Origin of the sequence: Lysobacter capsici (genome assembly GCF_018732085.1) — a bacterium.
Classification (GTDB): Bacteria; Pseudomonadota; Gammaproteobacteria; order Xanthomonadales; family Xanthomonadaceae; genus Lysobacter; species Lysobacter capsici_A.
Genome location: NZ_CP076103.1, coordinates 1,590,034 through 1,607,146, shown reverse-complemented (window position 1 = coordinate 1,607,146; position 17,113 = coordinate 1,590,034). Strand labels below are relative to the sequence as shown.

General features: G+C 67.5%; 13 protein-coding genes and 1 pseudogene. 10 read left to right on the top strand and 4 right to left on the bottom strand.

What is annotated here, in order from left to right; all coding sequences use genetic code 11:
• Window positions 1-19 precede the first annotated feature (19 nt).
• The 10 genes from KME82_RS06575 (at window position 20) to KME82_RS06530 (ending at window position 10,066) form a co-directional block, all read left to right on the top strand.
• A complete protein-coding gene (locus KME82_RS06575; protein WP_215497807.1) occupies window positions 20-400 on the top strand; it encodes a thioredoxin family protein in 381 nt (126 codons plus the stop codon).
• Between the two features lie 188 nt (window positions 401-588).
• Entirely contained in the window at window positions 589-1,236 is a 648-nt protein-coding gene (locus tag KME82_RS06570; protein WP_215497806.1) for a LysE family translocator, read from the top strand.
• 177 nt (window positions 1,237-1,413) lie between these two features.
• The gene (locus KME82_RS06565; protein WP_215497805.1) at window positions 1,414-2,130 is read left to right on the top strand and encodes a tellurite resistance TerB family protein; all 717 of its coding nucleotides are present in this window, start codon (window positions 1,414-1,416) and stop codon (window positions 2,128-2,130) included.
• A 271-nt stretch (window positions 2,131-2,401) separates the two neighbouring features.
• Window positions 2,402-2,929 (top strand): hypothetical protein, encoded by a 528-nt coding sequence (locus tag KME82_RS06560; RefSeq protein ID WP_215497804.1) that lies wholly within the window; start codon window positions 2,402-2,404, stop codon window positions 2,927-2,929.
• A gap of 710 nt (window positions 2,930-3,639) precedes the next feature.
• Entirely contained in the window at window positions 3,640-4,371 is a 732-nt protein-coding gene (locus KME82_RS06555; RefSeq protein ID WP_215497803.1) for a DUF4829 domain-containing protein, read from the top strand.
• A complete protein-coding gene (locus KME82_RS06550; protein WP_215497802.1) occupies window positions 4,368-5,114 on the top strand; it encodes a hypothetical protein in 747 nt (248 codons plus the stop codon). Before KME82_RS06555 ends, KME82_RS06550 begins: the two co-directional genes overlap by 4 nt.
• 22 nt (window positions 5,115-5,136) lie before the next feature.
• Window positions 5,137-5,607, top strand: coding sequence for a PIN domain-containing protein (locus KME82_RS06545; RefSeq protein WP_215497801.1), 471 nt, complete (start codon window positions 5,137-5,139; stop codon window positions 5,605-5,607).
• Between the two features lie 31 nt (window positions 5,608-5,638).
• Window positions 5,639-6,463 (top strand): AraC family transcriptional regulator, encoded by an 825-nt coding sequence (locus KME82_RS06540; protein ID WP_215497800.1) that lies wholly within the window; start codon window positions 5,639-5,641, stop codon window positions 6,461-6,463.
• Window positions 6,464-6,678: 215 nt separating this feature from the next.
• A complete protein-coding gene (locus KME82_RS06535) occupies window positions 6,679-7,653 on the top strand; it encodes a DMT family transporter (RefSeq protein WP_215497799.1) in 975 nt (324 codons plus the stop codon).
• A gap of 328 nt (window positions 7,654-7,981) precedes the next feature.
• Entirely contained in the window at window positions 7,982-10,066 is a 2,085-nt protein-coding gene (locus KME82_RS06530; RefSeq protein WP_215497798.1) for a TonB-dependent receptor family protein, read from the top strand.
• Between the two features lie 234 nt (window positions 10,067-10,300).
• Here KME82_RS06530 and KME82_RS06525 read toward each other — a convergent pair whose 3' ends face one another.
• The 4 genes and pseudogenes from KME82_RS06525 to KME82_RS06510 form a co-directional block, all read right to left on the bottom strand.
• A complete protein-coding gene (locus KME82_RS06525; RefSeq protein WP_215497797.1) occupies window positions 10,301-12,556 on the bottom strand; it encodes a DUF5916 domain-containing protein in 2,256 nt (751 codons plus the stop codon).
• Between the two features lie 334 nt (window positions 12,557-12,890).
• On the bottom strand, window positions 12,891-14,009 hold the full coding sequence (locus tag KME82_RS06520; protein ID WP_252255772.1) for a DUF3734 domain-containing protein: 1,119 nt from the start codon (window positions 14,007-14,009) through the stop codon (window positions 12,891-12,893).
• Between the two features lie 1,044 nt (window positions 14,010-15,053).
• Entirely contained in the window at window positions 15,054-15,839 is a 786-nt protein-coding gene (locus KME82_RS06515; RefSeq protein ID WP_215497795.1) for a 3-hydroxybutyrate dehydrogenase, read from the bottom strand.
• 540 nt (window positions 15,840-16,379) lie between these two features.
• A pseudogene (locus KME82_RS06510) lies at window positions 16,380-16,844 on the bottom strand (SET domain-containing protein); the annotation flags it as partial.
• Window positions 16,845-17,113: the final 269 nt, after the last annotated feature.

Genomic DNA, 17,113 nt, shown 5'->3' with positions numbered 1-17,113 from the left:
ACTGGAGTAGCATGACCGGGTGACCGAGACCACCCACCCGCGGTTCTTCTGGCAGTTTCCGATGAAGCTGGTGCGCGAGGCGCGCCTGGACGAATTCCTGCCCGACGACGGCCACCTGCGCATCTTGTTCCTGTGGGGCAAGGACTGTCCGAACTGCGATGTCGCCAAGGGCCAGATGTTGCTCGCGCAGGAGCGCTTCAGCTGGCCGGACGTGGAGTGGCTGCACGACAACGTCTACGAAGATCCGGCGATGGGCACGCGTTTCGGCTTGCACGGCATTCCGGCGTTCCTGGTGTTCCGCGGCAGCAAGAAGCTCGGGCGGATCGGTCAGTGGCCCGGCACCGAGGCGTTCGTGTCGGCGATCGAGAAGATCCAGAGTCAGTCGCCGGCGTCGGCCTGACCGTTCGGCCTGCCTGATCGGCCCGACCATTCGAGCCGATCAACCGCGCTGCACGCGACGCTATCCGGACGCCGGCCGGCATCGCCGCAAACACGCAACACACACTCGCGTCGGTGCGATCGCGCGGGACTTGGCGGCCGCCGTCGCCGCGGCGCAGACTGCGGCTCCGCCCTTCGCCCGCCGCCGCCATGTTCGACACCGCCACCCTTACCGCCTACCTGATCGCCGCCGCCGTGCTGGTGTTCATTCCCGGCCCCGGCACCGCCTGGATCATCGCCCAGAGCGCGGCCGGCGGGACCGCGCGCGGGGTGCAGGCGGCGTTCGGGCTGGAAACGGCGACGCTGATCCACGCGCTCGCCGCCGGGCTCGGGTTGTCGGCCTTGCTGGCGACCTCGGCGCTGGCCTTCGAAGTGCTCAAGTACGCCGGTGCGGCGTATCTGATCTGGCTCGGGATCAAGGCCTGGCGCAGCGCGCCGGCGCCGGCCGACGCGGCGGCCGAGCCCATCGCCGAAGCCGTGCCGGCAGCGCGCGTGTCGGCCCGCCATGTCTATCTGCGCTCGGTCGTCACCGGCGTGCTCAATCCCAAGGTCGCCTTGTTCTTCCTCGCTTTCCTGCCGCAGTTCGTGCATCCCGAGCGCGGCATGGTGTGGCTGCAGTTCCTGGTGCTCGGCGCCTTGCTGTCGATGATCGGCATGCTCAACAGCCTGATCCTGAGCTTCGCGGTCGGCCGCTTCGGCCGCCGTTTCGCCGCCGGTGGCGGCCGCTGGAAGGAGCGCCTGACCGGCAGCGTGTTCATCGCCCTGGGCCTGCGTCTTGCGGTGCAGCAGCGCGGCTGAGGGTCGCGCAGCGTCGCGCGAATTCATGGAGCACTGCATCGCGCGAGCTTGAATCGCGGATGTACGTCGTCGCCGTCGCGAGGCGGCGCCGGCCGCGCTCGCCTTGAAGGCCGGCGTCGCGGCCCATAGGTCGTTTGGTCACGACACTCGATCACGACCTCGCTACGGAGCGACCGCATGAAGACTCACGGCTTTCTCGACCAGTTGTTGAAGACCGCGCAGAACAGCCTCGGCGCGGGCGGGCTGGACGGCCTGCTCGGCGGCGGCAAGCCGCCGGTGCGTTATCAGGGCGAGGAGAGGAAAGAGGAAAAGCGCGGCCTGCTCAATGCCGACTTCGGCAAGGGCGCGCTGACCGGCGGCGCCCTGGGCCTGCTGCTGGGCAACAAGAAGCTGCGCAAGCACGCCGGCAAGATCGCCTTGTACGGCGGCGTCGCCGCGGTCGGCGTGCTGGCCTACAAGGCCTATGGCGACTACCGCCGCCAGCAGGGCGACAGCGCGGCCGAGCCGCAGACCGTCGATCGCCTGCCGCCGCCGCAGGCCGAGCTGCACAGCCAGGCCATTCTCAAGGCGCTGGTCGCCGCCTCCAAGGCCGACGGCCACATCGACGCGCGCGAACGCGAAGTGATCGAGGGCGAGTTCACCCGCATCGACGGCGATCCGGAACTGCGCCGCTGGCTGCACGACGAACTGGAAAAGCCGCTGGACCCGGCCGAAGTCGCGCGCGCGGCGACCACTCCGGAGATCGGCGCGGAAATGTACCTGGCCAGCCTGCTGGCGACCGACGATCAGACCTACATGGAACGCGCGTATCTGGATGAACTGGCGCGTCAGCTCAAGATCGACGATGCCTTGAAGGCGCGTCTGGAACAGCAGTTGCGCGACGCGCAGGCCTGAGCGACGCGCAAGCGCTCAGGCGCCGTTGCATGCGCCCGCGTTCCGCGCCGGCGCATGCAGCCGCATCGGCATCCAGGGCCGGCGCCGAATCGGCAAGCAAAGCGATCAGCCCGGTCGGCCAGCCCCGTCATCGCGTCCATGACAGGCTTTTTTGCGACGCTGCGTCCGCTTCATGCCGGCCGATGCCGTCGCCGCTTCCTCCCCATGGCCGACAAACGCTAGCATCGCCTGCGGCCGCAATCGCGCGGCCCCTGCTGGATGGACTACGCCGATGCGCCTGTTGATTCCCGCCCTGCTCGCACTGAGCTTCGCCGGCTGCTCCTGCCAGCGCCAACCCGACCCGGACGCGTCGGTCGCGCCGCCCGCGGCGCAAACGCCCGATGACGCGCAAACCCGCGCACAGGCCGCCGCCGCGCAGCGCGCGCAGGCGCAAAGCCAGCAACGCCTGGACGCGATGACCGAGGCGGTCGACGAACTGCACCAGTACCTGCAGCAACTGGGCAGCGGCAAACGCGAACAAGCCGACAAGCACTGGGCCTATCAACGCCTGCCGCGCGGCAACGAAGAAGCCGACCTGCGCGCGCTCGACAACCTGCGCGCGATCCGCATCGAAAACGACACGCCCAAGCAGCTCGACCAGGAAGCGCAGCCGGAGATGCTGGAGATTCCGGTCGACTTGCGGGTGAGCCTGCAGGACGGCGAGAACCGCCGTTACAAGGGCTGGTACCGGATGAAACGCAATCCGGTGGATCGGCGCTGGGAATTGATCGGGGTGTCGATCGCGGTGGTTTTGCGCTGAGTTGGGATGTGCGCTTTTTTTGTCCGTAAAGGCGCAAAGCAAAAGCAAATCTCCCCTGCCCCCTTTTCCAAAGGGGGGAAAAGCGGTTGCGGAAAGAAAAGTTACGTCGATGGTTGCGGCGAGATTCGATCCGGTAGTGCGATCCTGTCGCGCAATCTTTCGGTGCAATTTTGTTGCGCCGTCCCTCGACGCAATCTTGTCGCGCCAACCTGCGACGCGATACTGCTGCGCCATCCTGCGACGCAATCATATTGCGCAAACTTAAGGCGCAATTTTGTTCCGCCGTCCTGCGACGCAATCTTGTTGGCTATCCCGCGAAGTAATCTTGTTGCGCCGTCCTGCGTGACCCAACGTCGCCGGCCATGCCGCCACGGCCGCCCTGATTCGCCCCCTCGCCCTTGCTGTTCCCCCCTTTGAAAAAGGGGGGCAGGGGGGATTTGCTTTTGCTTTTTTACCTCCCTCAGCACCCACGCGAAACCCGCCCCACAAACCGAACACCCCCTACCGCACCCCAACACGCCGACGTTCGCCCACACACACGCACGCCCAAGTCAGCCCCCGTCCAGCTAGCTGAGTGGCCCCCCGCCCGCCACTTCCGGCACGTCGCCGCCATTACGGCCGCGCCTATACACTCGCCCGATCGCGCACCGTCCCGATCGAACCGGCATGATCGAAAACCAAGCGCGCCTCCAACCACCTCGGACTCCACCATGCGCCCGTCCCGCCCGCTGATCGCCCTGCTCGCCGTCCTGACCTGTCCGCTGTGGCTGATGACGGGCTGCAAGGACAAGGGAACCGCCGCGAACGGCGGCAGCGAAGGTGAGGCCGGCCAATCCTTGCCGACGCCCGAAGGCGCGAACCGCGGCGGCGTGACCGGCATGCCCGACCGGCCCGGCCCCGGCCAGATCGGCCTGCCCGAGGCCGACCCGAACGTACCCCCGGCACTGGACGAAAACGGCAACCCGATCGCGCCGGTCGCCCCCACCGACCCGGCCGCACTGCCGTTCGACGGCACCCTGCCGATCGCCGCGCCGGTCGATCCCAACGCACCGCCCGCCGCCCCCGCCGAGCCCAGCGCCGAAGACGCGGTCGCCGTGGTCCGCGACTACTACGCCGCGATCAACGGCAAGAACTTCGAACGCGCTTACGCGCTGTGGTCCGACGGCGGACGCGCCAGCGGCCAGACCCCGCAGCAGTTCGCCGACGGTTTCGCCGAAACCGCGGGCGTGTCGGTCGAAGTGATGCCGCCGGGCCGCGTCGATGCCGGCGCCGGTCAGCGCCATATCGAAGTGCCGGTCGCGATCACCTCGACCCAGCGCGACGGCAGCCAGCACAAGTACGTCGGCGCCTACACCCTGCGCCGCACCGTGGTCGACGGCGCCAGCGACGCGCAGCGCGCGTGGCGCATCGGCAGCGCCGACATCCGCGAAGTGAAGCAATGAACTCCACCGTTGCGCACGCGGCGATCGCACTGAGCCTGTGCGCGCTGCTGAGCGCCTGCGAGCGGCACGCCGCGATGCCGGCGCCCGCGCCCGCCGCCGCGACCACGCCATCGCCCGCGACCACCGCGAGCGCGCAAACCGCGGCCGCGATCACCACCGAACCCGCGGCCCAAGCGGTGTCCGAGTACGTCCTGCCCGGCGCGCTCGCACCGGACGTCGGACCCGAACGCCTGAAGCAGTTGTTCGGCGCGGCCAATGTCCGCATCGACGATCACCTGCCCGGCCCGGAAGGCGAAGATTTCCGCGGCGTGATCCTGTTCGCCGACGACCCCGGCCGCCGCGCGGTGCTGCACTACCAGGACGAACAACAACTGCGCGGCCTGGCCTTCGTGAGCGTGCGCGAATCGGACACACGCTGGCGCCTCGATAACGGCATCGTCATGGGCATGCGCCTGAGCGAGCTGGCGCGGCTCAACGGCAAGCCGATCCGCTTCAGCGGCATGGGCTGGGATTACGGCGGCACCGTCACCGACTGGAACGGCGGCAAGCTCGCCAGCCGCGACGGCGACCCGGTGATGCGCGGCGCACGCCTGGGCATGGTGCCCGGCTCGTCCACGCAGGCCGACGCGGTGCCGTCCAGCGACGCCGACTATGCCAGCGACGATCCCAAGTTCCCCAGGCAGGGCGAATTGCTGCGGGTCGAAGAATTGAGCGTGTCGTTTCCCGGCGAGGACGATCTTTGAGTCACGCCACGGCCGCCCGCGCATGAGCGCGCAACCGCCGCGCATCGTCCTCGACAGCAACGTCTGCCTGGACCTGTTCGCGTTCCGGGCGCCGGATCTGGCGCCCTTGCTCGAAGCCCTGCGCAGCGGCGCGATCGAAGCGGTCACCGACGCCGAGTGCCGCGCCGAATGGCAGCGCGTGCTCACCTATCCGCAACTCAAGCTCGACCCGGCTGCGCGCGAACGCAGCCTGCTCGACTACGACCGCTGGCTGCGCGTGTTCGAGCACGATGCCGAAGCGCAGACCGTCGCCCTGCCCCGTTGCGCCGATCCGGACGACCAGAAATTCCTCGAACTGGCGTTGGCGGCGAACGCACGCTGGCTGCTCAGCCGCGACCACGCGCTGCTGGTGCTCGGCCGCCGCACCGCGCGCGCCGGGCTGTTCGAGATCCTGACCGCGCACGCCTGGGTCGCCGTGCAGAATTTGCGCGGCGACGCCGCCGCGCCCGCCTGAAGCCCGCGCGGACGCATGCCATACTCGGCGCATGCAAGGCGTACCCGCCCAATTCGTCGATGCCTTTGACGCGGCCGAGTTCCGCCAGCCGGCGCATCGCCGCGGCATCGAGCTGTATCGCGCGCACATCGTCCGCCATGCCTTCGAACCGCACACCCACGAGGCTTACGGCCTGGGCGCGATCGAGTCCGGGGTCGAACGCTTTCGCTACCGCGGCAGCGATCATCTCGCGCCGCCCGATTCGCTGGTGCTGATGAACCCCGACGTGCTGCACACCGGCCGCGCCGAAACCGAGGGCGGCTGGCGTTACCGCATGATCTACGTCGATCCCGACGTGGCCGACGAGATCACCGGCGAAGCCGGCTGGTGGTTCGATCAGGCGGTGCAACACGATCCGCTGCGCGCGCGCCGCATCACCGCGCGCCTGGATCGCTTGTGGCAGGCGCGCGAACCGCTGGATTTCGACAGCCAGCTGCATGCGCTGCTCGACGAGTTCCGCGATCACGCGCGCATCCCGCAGCGCTTGCGCGACGAACCGGCGCATCGCTTCGGCCGCGTGGTCGAATACCTGCGCGCGCATCTGGCCGAGCGCATCACCCTGGACGAACTCGCCGCGATCGCCGGCCTGAGCCCGTTCCATTTCCTGCGCCGGTTCCGCGCGCAGTACCACGTCACCCCGCAGCAGATGCTGATGGCGTTACGCCTGTACCAGGCCAAGCGCCTGCTCGCCGCGGGCGCCACGCCGGCCGGTATCGCCGCCGACACCGGCCTGACCGATCAGGCGCACCTGACCCGCGCGTTCGTGCGACGCTATGGCATTACTCCTGCGCGGTATCAGAAGCAGGTTCGCGGCTGACGGTCGGCGACGACGTTTTCGCAATGGCGCAGTCGCGGCTCGCGCCGCTCCCACACACAGAGCCATTGCATCCGAAGCCCCTGTAGGAGAGGCGCAAGCCGCGACCACGCCACCGCGCACACGACGCCAACCCGCCACGCCCGCGAACCCGCCAAAACCGCCAAAACCGCAATCTGCTACAAGACCGCGCCGCCCTCGCCCGCCACACTGCGCGCATGCTGACAGGAACCCTCTACGCCCTGCTCGCCGGCCTGATCTGGGGCCTGGTCTTCATCGGCCCGCTGCTGCTGCCCGAATACCCGGCCGCGCTGCAATCGGTCGGGCGCTACCTCGCCTTCGGCCTGATCGCCCTGCCACTGGCCTGGCTGGACCGCAGCGCCTTGCGCCAACTCACCCGCGCCGACTGGATCGAAGCGCTCAAGCTGTCGGCGGTCGGCAACCTGCTCTATTACCTGTGCCTGGCCAGCGCGATCCAGCGCGCGGGCGGCCCGCTGCCGACCATGATCATCGGCACCTTGCCGGTGGTGATCGCGATCAGCGCCAACCTACGCGACGGCAAGCGCGACGGCCGTCTGCCGTGGCGGCGGCTGGCGCCGTCGCTGCTGCTGATCGCGCTGGGCATCGCCTGCGTCAACCAGGCCGAACTCGAGGCGCTGCGCGCCGACGCCAATGCCGACCTGCGCCGTTACGCGATCGGCGCACTGCTGGCGCTCGGCGGCGTCGTCTGCTGGACCTGGTACCCGCTGCGCAACGCCGACTGGTTGCGCGCGCATCCCGATCGCAGCCCGCGCAGCTGGGCCACCGCGCAGGGCGTGGCGACCTTGCCGCTGGCCTTGCTCGGCTACATCGCGCTGTGGCTGTACATGAGCGCGAGCGGCGCATCGTTCGCGATGCCGTTCGGGCCGCGCCCGGCGTTCTTCATCGCCTTGATGGCGGCGATCGGATTGCTCGCATCATGGGTCGGCACGCTGTGCTGGAACGAGGCGAGCCAACGCCTGCCCACCGCCCTGGCCGGGCAACTGATCGTGTTCGAAACCCTGGCGGCGTTGAGTTATGCCTTCATCCTGCGCGGCCAGGCGCCCAAGCCGCTGACGCTGATCGGGGTCGGGCTGTTGATTGCGGGGGTGATCTGGGCGCTGCGGGTCAAGCCGGTGCATGCGTCGGCGACGTCGGCAAGCGATACGACGTGAGCGATCGGAACGATCGATCGGTGAGGTTCGCTGTTGAAACGCGGTTCGCGGTCGCGTCGATGCCGGCCGTCGACTACCCGCGTCGTGCGCCGTGGCCGCGTGGCCGCGACTGGTAAACCTAGGAAGTTCCGTGCGACGACGCTCCAGCATCGGAGCGACAACCTCGCCGCCCGCTGCGACAAACGCGGTATGCGCGACAGCTGAAAACGTCAAAGCAACGCCGCAACGGCCATCGCCGGGCATCATGCCCCACTGCGGCGATATGCCGCACTCGCATGCGAAAAACGCCGCCTAAGCTTCCCGGCTTTACGCCTGCGATCACCCCGCCATGCGCATCGTCACACTTCGTATCGCCGCGCTCGCGCTCGCGACCGCCGTTGCCTTCGACGCCGTCGCCTTCGACGGCGTCGCGCAGTCCGATGCCGCGCCGACACCGGACGACGCGCCGGCCAAGACGCTCGGCACGGTCCGCGTCCTCGGTCGCTACGCGCGAGGCCGCGCGGTCGACAGCCCCGAGGCCGCACGCACGCGCCTGGATCAGCGCGCAGGCGCGACCGCGCTGGTCGACGGCGAGTCGTACCGCGACGGCCGCGTCAGCACCTTGACCGATGCGCTCGGCTACGCGCCGGGCGTGTTCGTGCAACCGCGCTTCGGCGCCGAGGAAGCGCGCCTGTCGATCCGCGGCTCGGGCCTGCAACGTACCTTTCATGGCCGTGGCCTGGAACTGCTGCAGGACGGCAGCCCGCTCAATCTCGCCGACGGCGGTTTCGATTTCCAGGCGGTCGAACCGCTGGCCACGCGCTACATCGAGGTCTATCGCGGCGCCAACGCGCTGGAGTTCGGCGCGGCGACGCTCGGCGGCGCGATCAACTTCGTCTCGCCGACCGGTTACGACGCCGCGCCCGTGACCGCGCGCGCCGAAGCCGGCGCCTTCGGTTATCGCCGCGGCCAGATCGCGCTCGCCGGCGTGCGCGGCGACGCCGACGGCTATCTGAGCCTGAGCGGCATCAATCAAACCGGTTACCGCGATCACGCCGAGCAGGAAAATTACCGTTTGTTCGCCAACGCCGGCTATCGCTTCAGCGACACGCTCGATGCGCGCGTCTACCTGACCCACGTCGACACGCGCTCGGCGCTGCCCGGCAATCTGACCCTCGACGAATCGCGCCGCGATCCGCGCCTGGCCGCGCCCGGCAACCTCGCCCTGAACCAGCGCCGCGACTACCGCCTCGACCGCGTCGCCGGCAAGCTGGCCTGGGCCGCGTCCGAGCGCAGCACCCTGACCGTGTCGGCCTATTACGCCGACAAGTCGCTGCATCACCCGATCTTCCAGGTATTGCAGCAGGACAGTAGCGATGTCGGTATCGATCTGCGCTGGCGCCACGAGTCGCAATGGCTGGACCGGCGCAATGTGCTGATCGCCGGCGCCGCCTTCGCTCGGGGCGACATCGACGACGACCGCTACTTCAACGTCGCCGGCCGCGCCGGCGCGCGCAGCAACCGCTTCGATCAACGCGCGCGCAATCGCAAGCTCTATCTGGAGAACCAGACCTGGCTTGCGCCGCAATGGGTGCTGTCGCTGGGCGCGCAGGCGCTCGACGCCGACCGCCGCTCGCGCGATCGCCTGATCACCGGCGGGCGCGACGAGAGTTTCGCCGCCGACTATTCCGGCCTCAGCCCCAAGCTCGGCCTGCGCTACGTCATCGACGAGCATGCCCAGCTCTACGTCAACCTCAGCCGCAGTCTGGAACCGCCGAGCTTCGGCGAACTCAGCGGCGGCCCCGGCATCACCCCGGTCGACAAGCAACGCGCGGACAGCGGCGAAATCGGCCTGCGCCTCAATCGCGACGCGCTGTCGCTGGACCTGGCCGTGTATCGCGCACGCGTCCGCGGCGAACTGCTCTCGCTCAGCGACGGCAACGGCAATCCGCTGGGCACGGTCAATGCCGATCGCACCGTGCATCAGGGCATCGAGCTGGGCCTGGGCTGGAAACCCGCGGCGCAGTGGACCGTGTCGGCGAACTACCTCTACAACGATTTCCGTTTCGACGGCGATCGCGTCTACAGCGACAACGATCTGGCCGGCGTGCCGCCGCAACAACTGCGCGCCGAACTGCGCTGGTCGCCGGGCGAGTATCTCTACCTCGCGCCGAGCGTGGAGTGGACACCGCAGGCTTATTACATCGACCACGCCAACAGCTTCAAGGCGCCGGGCTACACCATCGCCGGCCTGCGCGTAGGCGGCAGGCTCGCGAAACAATGGTCGTGGTTCGCCGATGCGCGCAACCTGGGCGACCGCAAGTGGATCGCCAGCACCAACGTGATCGCCGATGTGCGCGGGGTGGATGGGCGCAATTTTCTGCCGGGCGATGGGCGGGCGGTGTATTTCGGGGTGGAGTGGCGCAAGGATTGAATCCGTCCGCTTCTCGGCCGTCGAATTCGTGCGGCGACGCGGCGTATTGGTCGGTGGCATCGTCGATGCAGTGTCGCGGTCGCGGCTCGCGCCGCTCCTACAGGTAGCCCATGTAGGAGCGGCGCAAGCCGCGACCACGACATCACAAACAACGACGCAACCACCTGCAACAGACTTCGCCCGATACGATCCAATCACCGACCCGCACGAACCCGACCGCCAGCGACCCTCGCCTCAAATCTCGAACCGATACGACAACTTCACCAGCAACTGCTCGCTGTCGCGCAGATCGAACGCATCGCGGAACTGCCGGCCGACGCCGTCGTGCTGCATGCCTTCCTCGAACATCTCGCCGCCGCGCACGTAGGCCACGTACAGGTACGACAGCGGCGCGAGTTCGTAGCGGTAGCGCACCTGGAAGCCGAGATTGCGCACGCGGAAATCCGGAATCTCCTCAGCCACTGCCAGCGCGCGGCCGTCGCTGGCGACCCGGTAGGCCTGGCGCGCGCGCGCATCCACGCCGATGGTTTCCAGGCGCAGCCGCAGTTCTTGCTTGTCGTCGATGAACCACTGCAGGCCGGCGTTGAGCGAGAGGAAATCGGCGCGGAAGCTGGCGACGCGGTTGCCTTGCCGCCACAGCAGCCAGTCCGGGTTGTGGCTGTACTCGACTCCGGCGAACAACAGCATGCGGTCGCTGAACTGGTAGTTCGGCTCCAGATACAGGCGCAGTTCGCCTTCGTCCACGCCGCCCAGCCCTTCGGCGCTGTAGCCGGCCTCGGTGTACAGCGACCACGGGTTGTCGCCCTGGCGCGGACGCAGGCCTTCGTAGGTCATGAACAACTTCGCCGGCACCCGCAGCACGCCGTTGCCGCGGGTGATCAGATCGTCGTGGCCGCTGGTCCACAGCGCCGCCTCGATGAATTCGCGGCCGCCGTTGCGCAGATCGCTGCGGCGATTGACCGCGAACGCATCGGCGATATGCACGCCGTCGTCGCTGTAGCGGCGCGACACCGCGTAATGCCAGTCGTGGCTCGAATACGCCGAATCGTCGGGCAGATCGGTGACGCGCCGGCCCAGGTCGTAGCGCAGGTAGTTGAAGTTGTTGCGTTCCAGATAGCCGAAGTCGTTGAGCATCAGGTCCTTGCCCAGATGCAGGCCGTACAGCTGCTGGCGCCAGCCCTTGCCCATGTCGTAATCGATGCGGACCTGCCCGCCGCTGTCGCGGAAACTGCGCCCGGCCTGTTCGACATCCGAGGCGACCACCGCGCCGCGGATCGACCACTGCGGGTTCGGCGTCCAGCGCTGATCGAATTCGTAGACATTGGCCTGCCGATCCAGAAACGGCCGATCGACCTGGGTGACCATGGCGCCGAGCCCGTAACGGTCGAAATCGCGGGTGACGCGCGCGGCGTAGAAATCGCGGCCGATCTCGTCGCCCTCGCTGGCGGCGAACAGCCCGTAGTTGAAACCCGCCGCGCTGCCGTTGAGCTTGAGCGCCGCGGTCACGTCGCCCGAACCCTCGCCGTCGTCGCGGCCGCCGCCGACGCGGCGGGTGTAGATCAGGCGACTGTTGCTGTTGTACGAACCGAACGGTACGTCGAAGAAGCTCTGGTTCTCGGTGAAGAACGGCCGCTTGTCGCTGAAGAAGGTTTCGGTGGCGCTGAAGTTGACGGTCAGCTCGTCGCTCTCGACCTGGCCGAAATCCGGGTTCAAGGTGGCGCTGAGCTGGAACTTGCCGCTGGGCTTCCAGAACAGGTCCAGGCCGCCGTCGAAATCGCTGCCGTGCTTGACCGCGTCCTGCACGCCGACCACGTACGGCGTGATCGCCAGCAGGGTCTGGCCGTAGGCCGGCATCTGCACGCGGTTGAACGCCGACAGGTAGCGCGCCTGGGTGTAATGCACCGCCGGCCACGAGGTGCGTTCGCCGGTCGAGGCGATCACCCGGTCGAGCTGGATGCCGAGCGTGCGGTTGCCGCCGTCGGCCTTGCGCATCGGCGCGATATGCCACGGGATCAGCATTTCCGCCGACCAGCCTTCCTCGTCTTCGCTGGTGGCGTGGCGCCAGTCGCCGTCCCAGTCGTTGTTGAACTGGTTTTCGCTGGTGATGGTGGCGTCGGTGATGCTGTTGGCCAGGGTCACGGTGAAGTTGTAGCCCATGCGGCCGTCGCCATCGAAGTCGACGTACAGGTTGACCCGGTCGACCGTGCCGTCGCCGTCGCGCTCGGTGTGCTGGCGCAGCCGCGGCACCCCGGCCGGCTGCTGATTGCGGAATGCGATCGCCAAGCCTTCGGGCGTGGCCATCATCCAGGCCTGGGTCGGCTGCGACGCGGCTTCGCGCGATAGCGGCTGGGTCAGGCGGAAATCCTCGATGTGCTGGGCCTGGCTCCATTCCTGCGGATCGATGCGGCCGTCGATCTCCACCGCATGCGCGCACGGCGCGGCCAGTACGGCGCAGGCGGCCGACAACGAAACGAACAGTGGATTGCGCATGCTGCGACCCCGAGGCGGTGAACCGACCCGCGGCGCATCCCCGCCGCGGGTTCGAGTCGCGGCATACGGCACCGCGACGCCGCGCAGACTAGCGGCGTGACGGCCGTGCGCTAAATGGCGTAAGTCATGGCAACCATTGGGCGTTCATGTGCATCCCAGTGCCATGGACCGGTGGTTCAGGTTGCGGCGTGGCCGGCGCATGACAAACCTCAGCGGCAACGGCTGACTTCACGCGCTTTCGCAGGCACGAAGCTTTTTGTGGGAGGGACTTGAGCCCCGACGCTTTTCGATCAGATCCCGGCGCAGTAACCGATCCAGATTGAATCGGCCCCGCTCAAGGCGCAGTGGCATCGTGCGCGACGAACGCCGACTCGCCATGCGGCAGCTGCAACCACTCCGGGTGGCTCAAGGCCCGCGCGATATCGCTCTGCCCCGACAGCCAATGCTCGCGCATCGCCACCCGCCCGAACTGATAGTCCTTGAAATGGCCGATGCGCGCGCGGTCGCGGTAGATCAGATGGACCACGCTGTAACGGCGGTCGCAGGCCAGTTCGGCCGCGTGCTGCGCCCAGGGATTGGTCTTGCGCACGTCCTCGGGGATTTCTTCCAGCAACTCGCGCAGCAGCCGTCGGTAATGCTGGAACACCCGCTGGGTGTCGGTGATCAGGCGGGTGCGGCTGGAGTACTGGATTTCCTTCTGCCGCTCGGCCACGTCGAGCAGGTTCTGCGGCAGATCGCCGCGCGCGTTCCACAGGTCGATCTGGAACACCAGGGTGTCGCGGCGCGGCGATGCGGTCAGCACCTGCGACAAGGGCGTGTTGGACACCAGGCCGCCGTCCCAGTAGAACTCGCCGTCGATCTCGACCGCCGGAAACGCCGGGGGCAACGCGCCCGAGGCGAGGATATGCCGCGCGTCCAGGCGCATCTGGGTGTTGTCGAAATATTCCAGGTTGCCGGTGCGCACATTGACCGCACCGACGCTGACCCGGATGCCGCCGTCGTTGAGCCGGTCGAAATCGACCATGCGCTCGAGCGTGGCGATCATCGGCGAGGTGTCGTAGAAACTCGCCTCCGCCGGCCCCGGCGGCGCGCCGAACAGCGCCATCGGGTCTTGGCCGAGCCAGCTGCGCGGCTGATAGAAGCCGTGCTGGCCTTCGACGATCGCGCGCCAGGCCTCCCAGGTGTCGAGCCAGGCACGGCTGTCGGCGTCGAGCTCGGCGAAGTGCGCTTCCTGGCCGAAGGTGGTCGACGGCAACAGGTAGGGACGCGAGATCGTGTCCCAGAATTCGCGCAACGCCTCCATCCGCCGCTGCGGCGGATTGCCGGCGATGATCGCGGTGTTGAACGCGCCGATCGAAATGCCGGCGATCCAGTTCGGCGCGATGCCGGCTTCGAACAGGCCTTGATAGACCCCGGCCTGGTACGCGCCGAGCGCGCCGCCGCCCTGGAGCACCAAGGCGATGTTTTCGGGCAGGGCCGGTGCGGCGTCGCGGGTTTTAGTCTGGCCAGCGCCGCGGCTGCGACGCGGATCGGCGTTGCCATCGGCGCGACCGTCATCAGCGCGCTTGGCCGCGCGCGAAGTCGCCGTCTTGTCGGGTGTATGCGTTTGCTCGCGCTTTCGATTTTCCGCGTGTGCTGCTTTGGCGGATTCGATCGCCGCGGACGGCTCGCCGGCGGGATCGATGAACGCGGCTTGTTTGGTTGTTTGTTTGATCGCCTGCTTGGGCGTTTGCTTGGTCGCTTGTTTGCTCTTTGCTTGGGTGATGCCGCGCTTGCCCGCCGTTTTCCCGGCGACACGCTTGCGCGTCGCGGGCGCGACCGCCGCCCGAGCCGCATTCGCGGACTTGGGCGGCTCTTTTCGCGCCGGCGCCTTGGCCGGCGGGTCTTTCTTCGCAGGGGTGGCCGGCTTGGGGTCGCGTCTGGCTGGATCGCGACGCGCCGGTTCGCGCTTGGCCGGCTCAGACTCGCTGGCGCGCTTTGCGCCGCCGGTAGAAGCGGCATTGCGCCGGGTCGGAGTGCGCGTGGTTGCCATGCTGACCGCCTTTTACTGTGAAGAGCTGCGGGGTGTCGCTTTCGAAAGTGCTGCTTTTTAAGGAGTGGCTTTTAAAGGTGTCGCGTTTACGTTTAAAGGTACCTGAAGGTACTGCTTGCAGACTGCGGGCTACATGTTCCGACGACAGGCAAGACATCTCGTCGTCCGTCGCCCGATGCTACTGCTCGTCATCCCCGCGAAGGCGGGGATCCAGAGGCTTCAGCGCGAACCATCATCACCGTCATTCCCGCGGACGCGGGAATCCAGTGACTTTCGCCTTGCCGATGACGACGATTCCGACCAACGAAAAGTCGCTGGATTCCCGCGTTCGCGGGAATGACGAGCAAAGGCACTGTGACATTTCGCATTCACAGGCAATGACGAGCAAAGGCGACCCGACATGCCTCATTCGTGGAAATGCCGAGCAAAGCAGGCGCCGCGATCAACTCATCGGCGCGCGCCGCCTTACTGCATATACCACCCATGACTCACCACGAAGCTCTGCCCCGTCAGCGCCGCACTCGGGAACTCGGCCAGGAAGCGCACCGTCTGCGCCACGTCCTCGACCGTGGTGAACACGCCGTCGACGGTATTGCCGAGCATGACCTTCTTGATCACCTCGTCCTCGCTGATGCCCAGTTCCTTGGCCTGTTCGGGAATCTGCTTGTCGACCAGCGGCGTGCGCACGAAGCCCGGGCACACCACGTGGCTGCGCACGTTGTGCTTGGCGCCTTCCTTCGCGAGCACGCGCGACAGGCCGAGCAGGCCGTGCTTGGCGGTGACGTAGGCCGACTTCAGCGGCGAGGCCTCGTGCGAATGCACCGAGCCCATGTAGATCACCGTGCCGCCCTTGTCGCCCTTGTACATATGCGGCAACGCGGCCTTGGTGGTCAGGAACGCGCCGTCGAGGTGGATCGCGAGCATCTTCTTCCAATCGGCGAAAGCGTAGTTCTCGATCGGGTTGACGATCTGGATGCCGGCGTTGGAAATCAGGATGTCGATGCCGCCGAGCTCGGCGACCACCCGCTCGATGCCGGCGTTGACCGCGGCTTCGTCGGTGACGTCCATCGCCACGCCGATGGCGCGGCCGCCGTTGCCGATGATTTCGTCGGCCACCGCCTGGGCGCCGGCCTGGTTGAGGTCGGCGATCGCGATCGCGGCGCCGGCGCGGGCCAGCTCGTGGGCGATTTCCTTGCCGATGCCGCTGGCGGCTCCGGTGACGACGGCGACTTTGCCTTGGATCGAGCTCATGCGGGGGAACTCCTGGAGTGCGAAGCGGGGAAGCGGGAAGGAGAAACGGGAGGAATACGCGGCCCATGCGGGCGAACCGGCAGCCATTGTCGCCGCCCGGTGTTATCGCAGCGTGGCGGCGGATGCATCGCAGTGTCCCGTTGCGGGACGCGAGTGAGCTATCGGACTTTCGTACGCGGTCAATGATTGACCGGCCAGGCCTGCGCTTGCTTGTGCTTGCGCTCTCTCTCCTGCGCCGCAGGAGTGGGCTTCTGCCTGCGCTCCCTCTCCTGCTGAGCGGGAGAGGGCTGGGGTGAGGGCGCGAGCGATAAAGAAGGCTTCACGCAAGCCTGCCGCATGCCCTCATCCGGCCCTTCGGGCCACCTTCTCCCGCACGGCGGGAGAAGGGCATGGCGGGAGAAGGGACGTTCGAGAACCTGGCCCAACCCGGGCTTGCGGCCATAGCGGGCAAAGCCGCCTCCCTCACCCCTTCTTCTTACCCTTCTTGTCCTTCTTCTTTTTCTTGTCCTTCTTCTTGTCTTTCTTCTTGGACTTCTTGTCCTTCTTGGGCTGCAGCATCGTGCCGGTGCAGTTTTCCGAGCCGCAGCGGCATTCCCAGATCTTCTTGAGTTCCTTGGTGTGTTTCTCGGCCAGGGTGATGCCGTAGTTGTACGACAGCTCCTCGCCCGCGGCGATGTCGCGGATCGCCTCGATGAACACCCGGTCCTTGCGGCGGTCGTCGCCGTCGTCCTCTTCCAGCACCGCCTCGCAGCTCGGCGCGCAGCTGTGGTTGATCCAGCGCGCCGAATTGCCTTCGTAATTGGCGTCGATCACGAACTCGTCGTTGAGCGTGAACAGGAAGGTATGGCCGGAATCGGCGTCGCCGGTGTCGCCGGCATCGACCTCTTCGTGGCTGCGGCGGCGGCCCTTGTACTCGATGACGCGTTCGCCCTTGGCGATCGGGGCAACGGCGAAAACACCGTTGCCGTGGATGGCGGAACGACGGGCGGCGATCTTGCGCGGCATGGGGATTCCCAACAATGACGAACGCGCATTCTGACCTGCCGGGGCGGTCGCCGCTATCGGCAGCCGTCGCCTTTCTTCCGCGACCTGCTCCGATCGCCCGGGCATCGTCTGGCCACGGTCCGCAACGCGTCGCCCCGCCGCGGCCCGCGCCGAGGTCGCCGAGCCCACCGCCAGCCCCCGATCAACACCCCGATGAATCGGGCAAAACCACCCCGCTAGCCCGGGCCGACATAAAAACGTACAATTTCGGTACGAATTCACCCCGAGCC

Excerpts from the sequence above, each read along its gene's own strand:
- KME82_RS06570 (WP_215497806.1), top strand. The coding sequence starts at position 589 with ATGTTCGACACCGCCACCCTTACCGCCTACCTGATCGCCGCCGCCGTG.
- KME82_RS06565 (WP_215497805.1), top strand. The coding sequence starts at position 1,414 with ATGAAGACTCACGGCTTTCTCGACCAGTTGTTGAAGACCGCGCAGAAC.
- KME82_RS06560 (WP_215497804.1), top strand. The coding sequence starts at position 2,402 with ATGCGCCTGTTGATTCCCGCCCTGCTCGCACTGAGCTTCGCCGGCTGC.
- KME82_RS06555 (WP_215497803.1), top strand. The coding sequence starts at position 3,640 with ATGCGCCCGTCCCGCCCGCTGATCGCCCTGCTCGCCGTCCTGACCTGT.
- KME82_RS06550 (WP_215497802.1), top strand. The coding sequence starts at position 4,368 with ATGAACTCCACCGTTGCGCACGCGGCGATCGCACTGAGCCTGTGCGCG.
- KME82_RS06545 (WP_215497801.1), top strand. The coding sequence starts at position 5,137 with ATGAGCGCGCAACCGCCGCGCATCGTCCTCGACAGCAACGTCTGCCTG.
- KME82_RS06540 (WP_215497800.1), top strand. The coding sequence starts at position 5,639 with ATGCAAGGCGTACCCGCCCAATTCGTCGATGCCTTTGACGCGGCCGAG.
- KME82_RS06535 (WP_215497799.1), top strand. The coding sequence starts at position 6,679 with ATGCTGACAGGAACCCTCTACGCCCTGCTCGCCGGCCTGATCTGGGGC.
- KME82_RS06530 (WP_215497798.1), top strand. The coding sequence starts at position 7,982 with ATGCGCATCGTCACACTTCGTATCGCCGCGCTCGCGCTCGCGACCGCC.
- KME82_RS06525 (WP_215497797.1), bottom strand. The coding sequence starts at position 12,556 with ATGCGCAATCCACTGTTCGTTTCGTTGTCGGCCGCCTGCGCCGTACTG.
- KME82_RS06515 (WP_215497795.1), bottom strand. The coding sequence starts at position 15,839 with ATGAGCTCGATCCAAGGCAAAGTCGCCGTCGTCACCGGAGCCGCCAGC.